We start from the raw sequence: 15,366 nt of genomic DNA, 5'->3' as shown, positions 1-15,366 counted from the left end.
TGCGTTTGTAAAAATACAAAAAAGTGATTGATAAACAATCACTTTTCTTGGTTTGTTACGCTATGGGGTGGCTTTAATCCTCCACCTTCCGGATGGAGCCTGAACCGACAATGGTGCGGGTGATATTCGCCGGGTTTCCTTTATAACGGACTTTTCCGCTGCCGACTGCGTTGACATCGATATTTTGAGAAACAGTGGCTTCGATGTTTCCACTACCGGCGACATTGCATTTCAGGTCGCCAATCTGGAGGTCAAAAGCCCGTATCTTGCCGCTGCCGGCCACCTCGATATTCGCCTTCTCGGCTTCGCCTCCGATATGCATCGTGCCACTACCGGCGATTTCGCCTCTGAATTGATCACAGTAAACATCCGGCGCATGCAATGTGCCACTACCGGCAATGTTTACGCCTAACCGGGCAACGGTCACCTTCTCCTTCAGATTGATTCGCCCGCTACCGGCCAGTTCGAAAATCAATTGATCCGCTGTGAGAGGGCTTTCGACGTTAAACTCCGCACCTCCCGCCATCCGCACCTTTCTCAGGGTGGTTGAATTGGTCAGGACAATGAATTCCGTCGGGCGAAAATTGAAATTGTTTCGGTAGGGATGCTTCGGTTTGATGAGTAATGCTCCGTCTTCATCTGTCCGAAACTCAAACATTTCGTATATATTTTGGTCTGTCTTTACCTGCAGAAAAGGCGGTTCGTCCGACTGGGTGTAACGAACGGTTATATGCCCGCTGGCCGCTTTTATCGTATGATAATCAGCTATGGAGATCGTTTCGGTGACGATATTCCCGTCGCCTTTCACTACTTTCCCCGGAATACAACCGTTCAGGGCAATGATGAGGCCGATCAATAGGATATATATGTTTGTTTTCATACGTATATATGGATATAACAGGTTTTATTCATTTACTTTTTTTACGCGTCCGATCCCGGTCGACGACTTATCAAGCAATGCATCGCCTTTGTATTTGATGCTTCCCACCCCGGAGGTAGAGGCCTTGAGATGTTTGCTGGCTTTGACCTCCATATCGCCGACACCACTCACATGACAGGTCAGATTCTCCACTTCGCAATCGTACGCCCTTACCTTTCCGACGCCGGAAAGGCGGTAATTCCCTTTCGCGATCTTCCCGGTCAGATAGACATTGCCGACCCCTTTGATCTCACAGGCAAAATCTTTACACGCCAATTTGTCTAAGGTGATATCGCCTACCCCGGAGATTTCGTATGCCAACCGGTCGACCGTTAGGGTCTCTTTCGCCACAAAATTCATGCAACCGATAATGTCTACCGAGGATAAATCGGCTGATTGCCCCTCTATGATCAGTTGGGTCGGATGGATACGGATATTCTCTTTTGCTTTGATATACAAAACCTGATCCTTTTGTTCAACGACCAACCACTCCAATAGGTTTTCGTCAATGGTTATTTCCAACGTAGCATTCCCCTTTGCCTGGGTATAATAAAAGGTAGGAAAATGATCTTTCCGCTTTTTGAAGAGATTGCGACCCGAATTGCCGTCGTATTCGATATTCTCCCCCAGGTAAAGCCAACTGTATTGATCGACCTGAAACGTTTTCGTTTCCATTTGGCCATTGCCCCGCTCCTTCTCTGCCGCAAAAGCAGTAGGGAAGGTCATTAATAAGAGGATGATCCATGTGATATTTGCTTTCATAATGAATGGAATTATTTGTTGTGTCTTTTTTCTTTTCCTTTTATAGCCTTTCGGCCAACTATTTGATGAAGCAAATGTATTTAATAATAAGATACCTTGTATCACAAGGTACTTACAATTAGAATAATTTAACAAGCAAACGAGAGAAGTGTCGAATGATAAACTGTAAGCAATTGCCTACCTTTTAGTTACAAATCGGTATGTTAAAAAGTGTTTCTCCCGGGAGTTTGTCTCCGAAGTCCCGCCTTTTTGCGCGCAAAGTCGGGCGAAAATTACAAATCGTAAATTGGGGGTTTCGCCAGAAAAGGGGAGATTTAACGTTTGTTTACAATTAAAACGTATAAGCAAAAAAGAGGGAAGAGCAGAAGATCGCATTGCCATCTTCTGTCTTCCCTCGTCATTCATGCACGCTTTATTTTAAAATAAAGCCATTAACCTAAACAAATCTCTTGTGCATTACTTAACTATTACCTTTGTTGTCATTTCACCGGCGCGGACAATGTAGACACCACGAGGCAAAACGAAAGATTCTGTGCCACGGAGGGCGCGAATTTCTCCCATGTTTTTACCTGTGATACTATAAACCGTCACATCAATGCCGTCCACTCCTTCGTTGGTCACAATCAATTGCTCGTTTTCAACCCGAACGTTGATGTTCTCATTCAATACCGCATTGGCTACCGGTGAGATGCCTTCAATCCGAATCAAGGTGTTTTCTTTTACCTTTCTTATGCTATAGATAGAAGACTCTTTTGTTTGCACGATCGGGAGAAGTACCTCGTCGTTGGCATAGACCGTTACATATTCCAATGAATAGTTTTCATTGGGAGCCAGGATAAATTCGAACCAGCTATTATAGAGAATCGAATAGTCTCCCGCAGCCATATCTGTCACAGCATCTTCTACTTCAGGCATTGTAACGGTATATCTCTGGAGGGCGATCTCGATATCATAATCCTGTAGAACAGAGCTGATCGTATAGCTGTATTCGTTTTCGCCATCGACAGAGAAATCGCTCTTCTTACCATTGACAAAGAACAGGATCTCGCGATAATCTATCGTCGGGTCTTCCAACTGGAATTTCAGCGTCCATTCACTCTCGTCCATCACTCTATGCTTTCCAACCGCATGGTCGGCCAATACATTGCCACCCAGGGAGATGTTGATGTCGTACTTATCGTTCTCCGGATCTCTCTCTCTCAAATCGGCTGCATCCGGTTTGAAAGGAGGCTGAACGTTTGTCCGCTGCCAACTTAAGTAAGGAGTGGTAGTTCCTTCCTGGATCGCCCAGGGAGTCCCTTCGGCAAACCATCCTTTATAGGTCGCTTTGCTCAACAAACGTCTCATTGTCACACCGGTAACACCTTCATATTCCTGCTCGCCACCAACCGGTTTGTAGCTGGTATTTTTATTGTAATAGGTATCTGAAATCTGCTGATTTGTTGCATCCGGTGCATGTCCCACCAAACCGCCGATGTTCCAGCTTTTTGGTACATTTTTCCCATTTGGAGTTGTTCCCACGGCATAACAACGGCTTATGCTACCTTGCTCATGGACTTTGCCTACTAATCCACCCAAGGTGAACAGGTGTTTGTAATGCTCTTCGTACGGATTGGTTACGATCAGATCGCCGGTGGCATAACAGTCCTTGATGTCTGTCATCGCATACCCGATCAACCCTCCCATGATGGCTTCCAGATATTCTTCTTTATCTTCTTCCTTTTTCTCTAAAGCGATGATATCGACCGCTGCATACGAGCTATTGAGAGAACCGCCATCCATTTCACCAATCAAACCGCCGGCTACCCCATAAGCGCTGATCGCACCTCCGGTAACAACACAATTACTAATGGAACCGCCTTGCCCGTTGCTCACCTGTCCAGCCAGACCTCCTACCAGGGTTTTCCCCTTGATGCCGGCTGGGGCAATGTCAACATGCATATTCGTAATGGTCGCGTTGATGGCATAGCCGAAAAGCCCTACATGTCTTTCCTCCTCCCGGTTGATCCAAAGGCCGCTGATCGTATGGCCCTGCCCGTCTATGTGACCGCTAAATTGCTTCTTGCCATCGGGATCGTACGAACCGATGGGTTCCCATCCATTGCCTTCGGCACGGGTCAGTTCCTGCCCGGAGATGTACTCTTCCAGATTGACGTCAGCTGTCAGAATAAAATACTTATTGTCATGTTTGTCACCCAGGAAGAAGCGGATGTTATTAAATTGCTCAGGTGAAGTGATCTCCCAGGGAGAGTCTTCTGTTCCTTCACCGCTTTCGAAGACCATATCGTAGGAAGGTCTGTCTTCTGCCTGCCAGAGGAAATAGGGTGATGACACTTTTTCGTCGATCGTCCAGGGGGCATCGTCGAAGCCCCATCCTTCAAACGTAGCTTTTGTTTGCAGATCGGTCATGCTTTTACCTGTCATGCCGTCTGATGAGCCGCTTTCAATGCCGTTCTCATTGTCATCCGTGTTGTAATAAGCGCCTGAAATCCTGTTAGCATCCCCCTCTTTCTTTCCTATCAGGCCACCGAACGACCAATTATTGGCTCCCGCTTCGCCGAAAGCCTCTTTGTCGGCCATCTTTCCTGACGCATAACTGTTGGTGATATTGCCTGTTTCGTTGGCAACATAGCCTACCAGTCCGCCCAGGTTGAATTCGGCGAAGTCATACTGCTGTTCCGCGTTCGCTGGCGCAATGCTACCGGTAGCGTAGACATTTTCTAACGAACCGCCACGCAGTTCGCCCACCAATGCACCGATGTTGACAGGCGCGTTGAATGGTTTCGGATCTAATACGCGGATCTGCGTAGAGCTGTAAGACTCCTTGATTGTACTATTCTCAGCAAGTGCCGTCAGGGCGCCTACCTGCACGTGTCCGCTTATCGTTCCGCCGGCTACGGAGCTTCGGTTGATCGTGGTATTATGTGATATGCTTCCGGCTAATCCACCGACATAACTGCCTCCCTTCACGCCGCGGCTATCGATTCTCAATTTGACCTCCTCGATAGTAGCGCCCTGAAGCTGGGCAAACAGACCGACAGCTTCTTCATCGGCCCGGTCGGCCCAAAGTCCGCTGATGGTATAATGATCCCCAATCAGATGCCCCCAGAAGGCTTTCTCCAAAGAGGATCCGGCAACACCTTCTCCTATCGGTTCCCAACCTTTTTCGTCGGTAATCACCTCATTCAGGTCGATATTACGTATCAGGATAAAATATTTATCGGCATGGGGCATTCCCAGGTAATCCCGCAGATGATCAAACTGCTCGGCCGTACGTATTTGCCAGGGATCGCCTTTCTTGCCATAACCGCCGTCAAAAGGATTAGTATAGGTAGGGATATCCTTCTCTGCTTGCCCTAAGAAGTAGGGCGATGTCTGTCTCTCCTCTATCGTCCAGGGCTCTCCGTCGAATACCCAATTCGTGAAGAACTCGGCTCTCTGCAAATCCCCAATGGGCAGACCAGTAGCCTCTCCAGAAGCGGCGCCACTCACATACCTTCCCACTGGTCTGTTGTTATCAGTCGAATTAGAATAGGAATCTACGATCTTGCCCGATTGCTCTCCCAGCAGACCGCCAAAATTCCAATCACCTTCACCCTTCGCGTTGAAAAATGTTCTATCCACTACTTTACCGGAGGCATACGAATAAGAGAGAGTAGATCCTCTATTTAAAGATCCCACTAATCCTCCGAGGTATAATTTCTTTGAGGTATACTCCTCCGCACCCGGAGAAGCCGGCATAATATGTCCGGTCGCGTAACTGTTTGTAAGTGTGCCGTTCACACTTCCTGTCAAGCAGCCTGCATAGGTATTATAGCCTGTGGTAACATAAATATTAACCGAACTAAAGCACTTCTCAACGGATCCATACACATAACTTGCCAGTCCTCCTACATTTTCCGATCCAGTTACGGGTCCTCCGGTAACGGAACAATTGATAAAGGAGTTATTCGTTGCTACTCCAACCAGACCACCGACGGAAGTATCTGCTTTCACCCCCTGATCGGCAATCTCAAGGTGAATATTCTGTAGGGTACCGTCCTTTATATAACCAAACAGGCCAATATTATAGCCTTCTGGCCGGTTGATCCACAAACCACTGATGGTATGACCCTGTCCGTCTAACGAACCGTAAAACGCGGTTTGAGATATCTGCTGATCATCATTCTTCCCGATCGGCTCCCAGCCTGCCCCTTCGTTGTAACCGGCGTTTCCTTCAGAAAGATAGCTCTCCAGCTTGATATCCTCATCCAAAGCAAAGTGGGTGTCGGCATACATCGGCCCCACAAAATTGCGGAGGCTATTCAGTTGCTCAGGGGTCGTAATTAAATAGGGAGAGTCTTCTGTTCCTTCGCCTTCGCCATCAAATTTGGCGCTTTCATCAAATAAATCGGGATCATTCAATTCCTCTTCGGTTTTACCGGTTACTCCGTCTGTCTCAGTCTCGCCATCACCAATACCTTTTTCGTTGGCATTATTATAATAAGAGTTGGTGAATTCGCAATTATCACCTTCGTTGACAACTCCTACCAGGCCACCAAAACTCCAATCTCCATTTGATTCATCTGATCTGCCAGGAGCCACCTCTCCCGCTGCATAAGAACGGACAACAGATGATTCGCCAAAAATGATTCCTACTAATCCACCTAAAAACATCATCGTATGTTCATAGTCTGTTTCGTCTTTCAGAATAATATCTCCGGTAGCGAAACAGTCCGACACGCTGATTCCCGACGCATTTCCGACCAGACCACCCATGTAAACGACAGTAAGGTTATCACCTTCCAATAGCGGGTCAACGACATAGATATCCACCGAGGCAGAGGTCGACTCAATCATAGACTTTCTATTCGAAGTATTTGTGACTGATCCTGCCAGTCCCCCTCCATAGTACAGCGAAGCGGTAATAGCTCCCCCGCTAACGGCGCAATTGGTTATGCTGCTGCCCTGTATGTATCCTGCCAGTCCTCCAACATATCCAAGCGCCTTCACGCCCTTTTCGGCAATTTCTACCTTAAGATTTGTAATGGTAGATTCTTTGATAATTCTGAAAAGTCCCACGTTTTTTTCCGTCGGACGGTCGGTCCAAAGCCCGGTGATCTTGTGACCGGCTCCGTCCAAGGTGCCTCTAAATACCTCACCGGGGGTGCTTCCCACACTAGGCTTTCCTATCGGTTCCCAACCCAGGCCGCCATTATAACCGGGATTGTCTTCGGAGAGGTAAGTCTCCAGATTGATATCCTCTGTCAGGACAAAATGGATACCGTCTGCATCCCCAAGATAATTGCGGATAAGATTTAACTGCTCCGGCGTACTGATCTTATAAGGATCATTCACCGAGCCATTGCCTCCGTCAAAGTCGCCCTGGGCGGTTGCCCATTGCGCACTCATGGCCAACATACCGGCCACTAAAAAATAGAAAAACTTTCTCATTCTGTTTAAATTTAAATAAAGGTGTTTACGTTGTATTTATTTCATTCTAAGGTCTCCTTATCCGAAAATAGAGAGAGGGGTCACTGCCTGAATCGTAGTTAGGCTTTGTATCATTGTACGCAAAAATAAAGGGTTCAAACAAGAAAGATGTCACAAATCTCAACGGGGATTGTCCCAGATTTCGACAGCCAAGAAAGTCAAAAGCTACAGCGCGAAAAAAAAATTTATGATTCCCTGTTTGCCTTGCGGTATTCGTCGGGCGTCAGGCCATAATGCTCGCGGAAAAGACGGTAAAACGTGTTGCGCGAACCAAAACCGGCGTCGAAGGCAATGGCTTCAATGGTGGAATCGCTTTCGGCAAGGAGCCGTTTGGCATAGTTGAGGCGTTGGCGGGTGATGTATTCGGAAACGGTAACGCCAAGATATTTTTTCAGGGTGGCGCGCAGGAGCCGTTCGTTGGTTTCTAATAGGGCGATAAGCGTTTTCCAGTTGAAGAGGGGATCGATATAGGGTTGGTTCTCCTGCATAAAGAGGCGGATACGGAGATAGAGTTCCTCCATGGTTTCACCGGGTGTGGCAGCCGGTGGCGGGGGAGGCGACAGACGTTGTATCTCCGCGTCACGGGTGGCGAGTTCGGCGGTAAGCAGTTCCTGTTCGTTGATTTGCCGGATCAATCCGCGGTTTTTCATCCGGATGCGACGAGCCTGGCGTATGACAAGAAACAGGATTGTGCCCAACAGGATCGCGATCACGCCCAATGCCAGGGAGATATTTCGGGTAAAACGGATGCGCAAGGCATCTTCGCGCGTCTGTGTCTCCATCTTATCTAATTCGTAAATGGCTCGCAATTCGTTGACCTGCCGGTTATGGCGGGTGTGATCATAGGCTATCTGCCGTTCGAAAGCCTCTTCATAAACCGGAATAGCTTCGTCAGGACGCCCCATCGACGACAATAGGTCGGCTTTACGGCGCAGGATATCGGGACGTTCGTTTGGGGTACTAAGCAATTCGACCAATTCCAACAGCTCCTCATTCAGGGCGTACGCCTTTTCGTATGCCCCCTTTGCCCGATGATACCTGGCAAGTGACTGGAGATAGAGTATCCGGAACGAGCGGGGAAAGTCGGCGGAATAAAGCCTCTCCATCGTAGCCAAGGCGGCGGTTGCTTCGTCGAGTTCCCCCCGTTTGCTGAAGGCTTCGACCGTAAAACAGGCGGCCATAAACAGTGATTGACTATTATTGGGCAGGCCGCCCGTATCGGCTTGCGTGATGAACACACGCATGGAGTCTGCATAAAGAAGGGTCAGGTCGTATCGTTCTATGCGTTGATGCACCAAGGCCAGCTCCCGGAAGTTCTCCAGGATAAGGAAGAGGTTGCTGCCTCCGCCGGCCGCCCGCAACAGTCGGAGGCTCTCCCGGTAGTAGTCGATCGCCTCTTCGTAACGCTCCAGGTGTTTATAGAGATTGGCCAATGCCGACACCCCCAGGGCCCGGTCTTCATCGTTGCCCTTTTCTTTGAGTTCATCGAACATGGCTCGGGTCTTTTCCCGGGCAAGGCGGAATTCGCCTTCGTTGATATAACGCTGAACGAGAATATATTGTATTAAAAAAAGGTAATGATATTCTTCATGCTGGCGGGTAAACTCTTCTGCCATCCGGGCGACGTTGAAAATACTGTCGTTGTCGAACATCGGATAGTAGTATTCGACCTCTTTGACTTTGGCATAGCTTTGCAGACGGGTATTGTTTTGAAGGCGGGCAGCCTCGTCGAGTAGATGCACGTAATGGAGTCCCACAGACGGATTTTGGTAAAAATGTTGTTCTATCAGCCCGTGTAACCGTTTAATCTCTTCATCATCACCGGCATTTCTCCCCCACAGAAATGAAGACATTAAACAAAATACTAACCCTAAAAAAAAACATGCCTTCACCTAACAAAGATAATGATTATATCAGAAAATTACATATATTTGCACCGGAAAAAGAAAACCTGACGGGGCATTAGCTCATCTGGCTAGAGCGTTAGACTGGCAGTCTAAAGGTGATCGGTTCGAGTCCGATATGCTCCACCCGAGTGGTTTTAGAAAAACCAAACAAAACAGCAAAGACCTGAGAATCAGATAAATTCTGAAATCTCAGGTCTTTTTTTGTTCTCTTGCCCCCTACAGGGAGACTCCTATCGATAACTCTAAATACTCGACCAGGCGGAAGTAGCGCTTTTCTTCTTAATCCGTCTGAATAGAAGAAACAATAATACCCGGCTTGCGCATACACCTGCATAAGGCACATCCGGGAAGTAGTGCGAAAAATATAAGATCCTGTCCGGAGAAGATGGTTTTTATTGATGCTCCGGACGCAACAGGTCGTTTACTGTCTTGACAGGGTTGAAGGTTTCGACGGGAACCTCCACGAAAAGGGTAGTCCAGTCGCTCATAGCGCCGTTCCAAAGACCCGGAAGTTCCAACGCTTTCAAATCTTTTCCATCTTTACTCTTTTGGGAGATAAAACCAGTGTTCTTATCGATGTAGTGAGGGAGGTTGTATTTCTTGCCTTTATGATCGCGCACGGCACAGACAAGATCCACCGGATTGAAGTGGGTTCCCTCATTGAAGAGCTTCTTTTTGATCGGGTCGCGCATATCGATCTGCGAGCTTTCGAGTATCTGCAACGAGATGGTACCGTCGGGATTGGTTGCCAGGAACGGGCCACCTCCCGGTTCGCCTACGTTGCGCACCATACCGCATACGCGGATCGGACGGGCGAGTTTGTCTTTTATATAGAGGATCAATTCGGCGTCTTCGAGGTATTTGATCTCCGGATTGCGGATGCAAAGCTCGTCTTGCAGGAAATAGATCATCTCTTCGACCTGCGTACGCGAATACTTGCCGCTCTCGATCAGGTGGAGGTAGCGGAATATCCGCTCCTGCAGATGCACCAATACCCCGGCAATGATCTTCTTATGAATGACCGTAGCAAACTTAAAGCTGTCGGGCACCACATTGTCGATGTTCTTGATAAAGATCACATCGGCTTCTATATCGTTGAGGTTCTGAATCAACGCACCATGCCCGCCGGGGCGGAACAACAGACTTCCGTCGTGTTCGCGGAAGGGACGGTTTTCCATATCGACGGCAATTGTGTCGGTATTTGTCTTCTGTACACTGAAGGTAATGTCATATTCGACCGAGTATTTCTCTTCATACACACTTTTCTTTTCCGCCACCAACTGTTGGAACTGCTCCTGATGCTCCGGAGAGACGGTGAAATGGATGTTTACTTCACCGGTATGGTTCTTGGCATAACGGGCACCTTCCGCCAGGTGTTCTTCCATAGCGGTACGCGTTTTCCCGGGATAGTTGTGGAAAAGCAATAGTCCTTTGGGCAGTTGTCCGTAATCGAGCCCTTTGGGTTCCAACAGATTCGAAACAACCTCTTTGTATTGTCCGGCAGCGATCAACGAGGAGATCGATTTCTTTTCGTTCTCCAGGCACTTGGCATTCAACAGGTGATAGAAGGCGAAACGGGTGATATCACGGAAAAACTCTTTGACCGCGGGGGTGTCAGGCTCTGTCGCTTCGGAAGAGAGGAAGGCGTAGAGATCCTTAAACATACGGCTGGCAGCCCCCGAAGCAGGCACGAATTTGACAATTCGGTGGTTCTTCGAGAGGTACTTATCCCAGGCCTCCATGTAGAACGCCTGCAACTCTTTGGGGATGACCTTGATACCTTTTTCTACAGAGGCGGAAGCGACGATTTCCAGGAACGGAAACCCTTTGGCGAAATGAGCCAGTTGCTCTTCAATCTGATGTTTGCTAATTCCTTTAGCTGCCAATTGTTCTAAATCGTGTGCGTTCAACATAATTATCCCGGTATTTGTAGTTAATTGCTGTTTTGTTTATGTGCAAATGTAAAAAAATAAGGGTAGATACGACGGGTTATGATAGGAAAAAGCTACTTTTACAACATGTTTTACCGTTTGTCCCGCCTAAGACAAACAAAAAGCAATCACTATGAAAGAGCAGGGTTTCTTTACAACAGAAGAGAAGAAGGCGTTTTTTACCAAATACAAGAGTTTACTCCATAGTCTTTATTCATTCCTTGAAAAGGAAGACATCGCCAAGATGAAGCGGTTGATGCGGCGTGTTGTTGCGTTGGATTGCTACGGCCGCGACCGCAATGGTATCAACGGATTGCTCCGGAATATCGACACCGCATTGATTGCCACAACGGAGATCGGGCTGAAACGGGCGCCGGTGATCGCTCTTTTGCTTTACCGCCCGGTGATGAAAGGGCTGATCGACCTCAAAGAGGTGGAAAAGACATTCGACAGCGAAGTGGCGCGCCTCATCCAGTTGTTATTGAAAACATCCGATCTCTATGCCCGGAATACGGCGATCAATTCGGAAAATTTCCACCATCTGCTTTTCTCTTTCGCGGAAGATGTGCGGGTGATCCTGTTGATGATTGCCGACCGTCTGTGTATGATGCGCATGGGCAAATTGTTCGTACGCGAAGAAGATCGCCTGCGGCTTGCCTCCGAGTCCTCCTATCTCTATGCCCCGCTGGCGCATCGCCTGGGGCTTTATACGATCAAAAGCGAACTGGAAGACCTATCGCTTAAATATACCGATCCGCAACAATTCGATTTCATCAAGCAAAAACTGAATGAGACCAAGCGTTCGCGTGATGCCTATATCGCCGAGTTTATCACTCCGGTCAGAAAGAAACTGGAAGAGGCTGGCTTGCAGTTCGATATCAAAGGACGAACAAAATCGATCCATTCGATCAACAATAAGCTGAAAAAGCAAAAGATAGAGTTCGAAGGTGTGTACGATTTGTTTGCGATCCGGATCGTATTAGACACCCCTCCCGAGCGCGAAAAGGCGGAGTGCTGGTATGTCTACTCCATCATTACCGATATGTATCAACCCAATCCGAACCGGATGAAAGACTGGATCTCCATTCCAAAAAGCAATGGATACGAGAGTTTGCACATCACTGTGATGGGTCCCGGCAAGCGTTGGGTGGAGGTGCAAATCCGTACCGAGCGCATGGATGAGGTGGCCGAGCGCGGACTGGCTGCCCATTGGAAATACAAAGGGGTGAAAGAGGACAAAGGATTGGATGAATTCCTGACGGGCGTACGCTCGGCACTGGAAAACAAAGACAGTAGCCCGATCGACCTGATGCAGGATATCCAAATGAACCTTTTCAAGGATGAGATCTATGTGTTTACCCCTTCGGGCGAACTGATCAAATTGCCACAGGGAGCTACCGTACTCGACTTCGCTTTTTCCATCCATACCGGCTTGGGGAGCAAATGCATGTCGGCCAAGGTGAACGGTAAGAATGTGCCGATCAAACATGTGTTGCAAAGCGGAGATACGGTTTCTGTATTGACCTCGCCTACCCAGTCGCCCAAACAGGACTGGCTGAATATGGTGGTCACCTCGAAAGCCCGCGCGCGCATCAAGCAGGCGTTGCGGGAAGAGGCGGCCAAGAGTGCCGAGTTTGCCAAGGAGACATTGCAGCGCCGCTTTAAGAACCGAAAGATCGATGTCGATGAGTCGATACTAATGCGTTATATCAAGAAGAAAGGCTTCAAGACCATCACCGATTTCTATGTGGAGATTGCGGCGGAACGGCTCGATCCCAACGTAGTGATCGACGATTACCTGGAGCTGATCCGCCGCGAAACCGAGGCACACGACCCGGCAGATGTGCGCAGTGCAGAGGAGTTTGTCCCGATTCAACATACGGCCGAAGAGGAGGCTGCCGGCAAAGATGTATTGGTGATCGACCGCAACCTGACCGGTGTCGACTACAAACTGGCTAAATGTTGTAACCCAATCTTTGGCGATGAGATATTCGGCTTTGTCTCTACCCAGGGAATACGCATCCACCGCAAAGACTGCCGCAACCGCGCCGAGATGGAACGCCGCTTTGGCTATCGCATGATCGAAGCCAAATGGAGCGGCGAAGGAACCAGCGGCTACCAGGTCACCCTGCGGGTAATCGGACGCGACGACATCGCGATCGTGACCAATATCACCTCGGTGATCGGCAAAGAGGGCAGCGTTACCCTGCGTTCGCTCAATATCGACTCGGTGGACGGTCTGTTCCAGGGCAATTTCACCGTGATGGTCAACAGCACCTCCTCGCTCACCTCATTAGTCAAGAAGATCAAAACAGTCAAAGGGGTGAAGTCGGTCGAGCGCTTAGATGGAAGACATTAAGAAGGGCCAAATAAAATTCAAAATAGCTTCTAAGTAGCGCCAAGCAAAGAGGGTCGTTCTTCACAGGACGACCCTCTTTGATTATCTTATGCTTACATAAATCAGTTAACAGGTTTTGGTCTCTTTCGATTATACTAATAGTTTCGTTTGTATCATATTGCAAAGGTAGACGCTTCACCCTCGGCAGGCAATACCTATAAATATGTATTTTCCCTCTCCTGATACCTGAGGATAGGTAGGGGGTAAATGCTAAAACTCAATGTGTTTACGCTAAAAAATCGCCGGGTTTCAAAACGTTTGACAATTGTCGATCAATCGGTTGATAATTATCGATCAATTGATTGACAATTGTGGTTTAATTGGTTGACAATTGTCAATCAGTGGAAAACCCGGCGAAAAACAGAAGAAGACCGACCTCTTCGAGGTCGAGATGGGTGGATGAGCTGCTCTCCCAGCCCCATGTTCCACTACGTTTTACATGGGGTTTATCAACGTGGCGCGTCTTCGACGCAAATATATGTTCACCCTGCGGATAGGTATTTAAACTAAGAATGACTACCTTTGACTAACAAGAGGATATATTGAAAGCCTAAGAGTTATTTGAGCAAGTTTAAATAATAAGCTATTTCCCCGTTAGGGGTAAAATTTAGAATAATCTGTTACACTTTTGAAATAAAAACAATATAATATGTATAAAAACGGAAAATACCAGGAGACGGATAAGATGAGCGACCTGATCTGCGAAAACTATCCCATGGTGTTAGTGATGAGTCGCTTTGGCATCGCTTTAGGCTTTGGAGAAAAGAATATAGGCGAAGTGTGCCGGCAAAACAAAGTAGACACCTGTACTTTTCTGACGGTGGTCAACTTCTTAGTTGAGGAACAGCACTCGCCGTCGCCTGTGGAAAATATCAATCAATGCCTTTCTTTGGAAACATTGATGAGCTATCTGCATAACGCCCACGACTATTTCCTCAACTTCCGCCTGCCGCATATACGGCGTAAGCTGGTGGAGGCAATCGAAGACTGCCCGAAAGATGTTGCCTTCGCCATCACCCGCTTCTTTGATGAATATGCCGGAGAGGTGCATAAGCACATGATGTATGAGGAGAAAAACGTATTCCCATACGTTCGTGGCCTGCTTGGAGGCAGGAAAGACCCGAAATACAATATCTCCATCTTTATGAAGCGCCATGATCAGATCGAGATGAAGATTGTCGAACTGAAGAATATCCTGATCAAATACTATCCGGGGGCAGGCACCAACCTATTGAATAGTGTCTTGTTTGATATCTTCGCGACGGAATCGGATCTGGCCTCCCATAACCATGTCGAAGACTATCTCTTCGTACCGGCTATTATGGCATTGGAAAAACAAATTAGCTGATCGACTCATGGGAACCACACTGACTATCGCTATCGCGGAATATTCGGAGATTATCCGGCAGGGGCTGGAACAAATCCTCAAACGATTGCCTGACTTCAAGATACAATGCGTGATCATCGCAGCGCATGAGCAGCTGCACGATACCCTGAGTACCTGGAAACCGGATCTATTGGTGATCAATCCCGCCTTTCCCGGTTCATTTCCGTTGGAACAACTCCGGGAGACGACCGGCTGCGCGCAGATGAAATGCGCCGCGCTTATCTATGCCGCCACGGATGCCCATCTGTTGCGGGCCTACGATGAACAGATCCATATATATGACACGCCCGATGAGATCGCCCATAAATTGGAGCGGATGCATCTGAAAGAGACACTGCCTGTCGATCAGGAAGACGAACAGCAGACCCTGAGCACCCGGGAAAAGGAGATTGTGGTCTGTGTCGTGAAAGGAATGACCAACCGGGAGATAGCCGAACAACTCTTCCTGTCGACCCATACGGTGATCACCCATCGCCGGAATATCGCCCGCAAACTGCAGATTCACTCCCCCAGCGGCCTGACCATCTATGCGATTGTCAACAAACTGGTGGAACTGAGCGACATTCAATAAAATTGAAAATTGAAAGTTG

8 protein-coding genes and 1 tRNA gene are annotated in these 15,366 nt (G+C 48.1%); 4 read left to right on the top strand and 5 right to left on the bottom strand.

The genetic code is table 11. The features are described from left to right. Positions 1-73 precede the first annotated feature (73 nt). The 4 genes from M2137_RS00900 to M2137_RS00885 form a co-directional block, all read right to left on the bottom strand. A complete protein-coding gene (locus tag M2137_RS00900; RefSeq protein WP_280764576.1) occupies positions 74-880 on the bottom strand; it encodes a head GIN domain-containing protein in 807 nt (268 codons plus the stop codon). 24 nt (positions 881-904) lie between these two features. Further along, the gene (locus tag M2137_RS00895) at positions 905-1,681 is read right to left on the bottom strand and encodes a head GIN domain-containing protein (RefSeq protein ID WP_280764575.1); all 777 of its coding nucleotides are present in this window, start codon (positions 1,679-1,681) and stop codon (positions 905-907) included. 456 nt (positions 1,682-2,137) lie between these two features. Next, positions 2,138-7,114, bottom strand: coding sequence for a GLUG motif-containing protein (locus tag M2137_RS00890; RefSeq protein WP_280764574.1), 4,977 nt, complete (start codon positions 7,112-7,114; stop codon positions 2,138-2,140). 224 nt (positions 7,115-7,338) lie between these two features. Next, the gene (locus M2137_RS00885; RefSeq protein WP_280764573.1) at positions 7,339-9,006 is read right to left on the bottom strand and encodes a helix-turn-helix domain-containing protein; all 1,668 of its coding nucleotides are present in this window, start codon (positions 9,004-9,006) and stop codon (positions 7,339-7,341) included. A 103-nt stretch (positions 9,007-9,109) separates the two neighbouring features. Between M2137_RS00885 and M2137_RS00880 the strand changes: the two genes are divergently transcribed. Beyond that, positions 9,110-9,183 (top strand) — tRNA-Ala (locus M2137_RS00880). A 269-nt stretch (positions 9,184-9,452) separates the two neighbouring features. On the opposite strand, the gene M2137_RS00875 is transcribed toward M2137_RS00880, so the two are convergent. Next, positions 9,453-10,973, bottom strand: coding sequence for a DUF4301 family protein (locus M2137_RS00875; RefSeq protein WP_280764572.1), 1,521 nt, complete (start codon positions 10,971-10,973; stop codon positions 9,453-9,455). Between the two features lie 151 nt (positions 10,974-11,124). On the opposite strand from M2137_RS00875, the gene M2137_RS00870 reads away from it, so the two are divergent. From M2137_RS00870 to M2137_RS00860, 3 genes are all read left to right on the top strand, one after another. After that, positions 11,125-13,350: a TGS domain-containing protein gene (locus M2137_RS00870; protein ID WP_280764571.1), complete on the top strand. Its 2,226-nt coding sequence runs from the start codon at positions 11,125-11,127 to the stop codon at positions 13,348-13,350. Positions 13,351-14,038: 688 nt separating this feature from the next. Continuing rightward, positions 14,039-14,737, top strand: coding sequence for a hemerythrin domain-containing protein (locus tag M2137_RS00865; protein ID WP_280764570.1), 699 nt, complete (start codon positions 14,039-14,041; stop codon positions 14,735-14,737). Positions 14,738-14,744: 7 nt separating this feature from the next. Next, on the top strand, positions 14,745-15,347 hold the full coding sequence (locus M2137_RS00860; RefSeq protein WP_280764569.1) for a response regulator transcription factor: 603 nt from the start codon (positions 14,745-14,747) through the stop codon (positions 15,345-15,347). Positions 15,348-15,366: the final 19 nt, after the last annotated feature.

It is taken from the genome of Parabacteroides sp. PFB2-10, from assembly GCF_029893085.1.
Lineage (GTDB): Bacteria > Bacteroidota > Bacteroidia > Bacteroidales > Tannerellaceae > QVMG01.
The sequence above is the reverse complement of the archived record's forward strand: the minus strand, read 5'-3'. Positions and strand labels throughout refer to the sequence as shown.

What these genes read in the sequence shown, in the direction of transcription:
- M2137_RS00870 (WP_280764571.1), top strand. Translation starts at nt 11,125, where the DNA reads ATGAAAGAGCAGGGTTTCTTTACAACAGAAGAGAAGAAGGCGTTTTTT.
- M2137_RS00875 (WP_280764572.1), bottom strand. Translation starts at nt 10,973, where the DNA reads ATGTTGAACGCACACGATTTAGAACAATTGGCAGCTAAAGGAATTAGC.
- M2137_RS00890 (WP_280764574.1), bottom strand. Translation starts at nt 7,114, where the DNA reads ATGAGAAAGTTTTTCTATTTTTTAGTGGCCGGTATGTTGGCCATGAGT.
- M2137_RS00865 (WP_280764570.1), top strand. Translation starts at nt 14,039, where the DNA reads ATGTATAAAAACGGAAAATACCAGGAGACGGATAAGATGAGCGACCTG.
- M2137_RS00885 (WP_280764573.1), bottom strand. Translation starts at nt 9,006, where the DNA reads ATGTCTTCATTTCTGTGGGGGAGAAATGCCGGTGATGATGAAGAGATT.
- M2137_RS00860 (WP_280764569.1), top strand. Translation starts at nt 14,745, where the DNA reads ATGGGAACCACACTGACTATCGCTATCGCGGAATATTCGGAGATTATC.
- M2137_RS00900 (WP_280764576.1), bottom strand. Translation starts at nt 880, where the DNA reads ATGAAAACAAACATATATATCCTATTGATCGGCCTCATCATTGCCCTG.
- M2137_RS00895 (WP_280764575.1), bottom strand. Translation starts at nt 1,681, where the DNA reads ATGAAAGCAAATATCACATGGATCATCCTCTTATTAATGACCTTCCCT.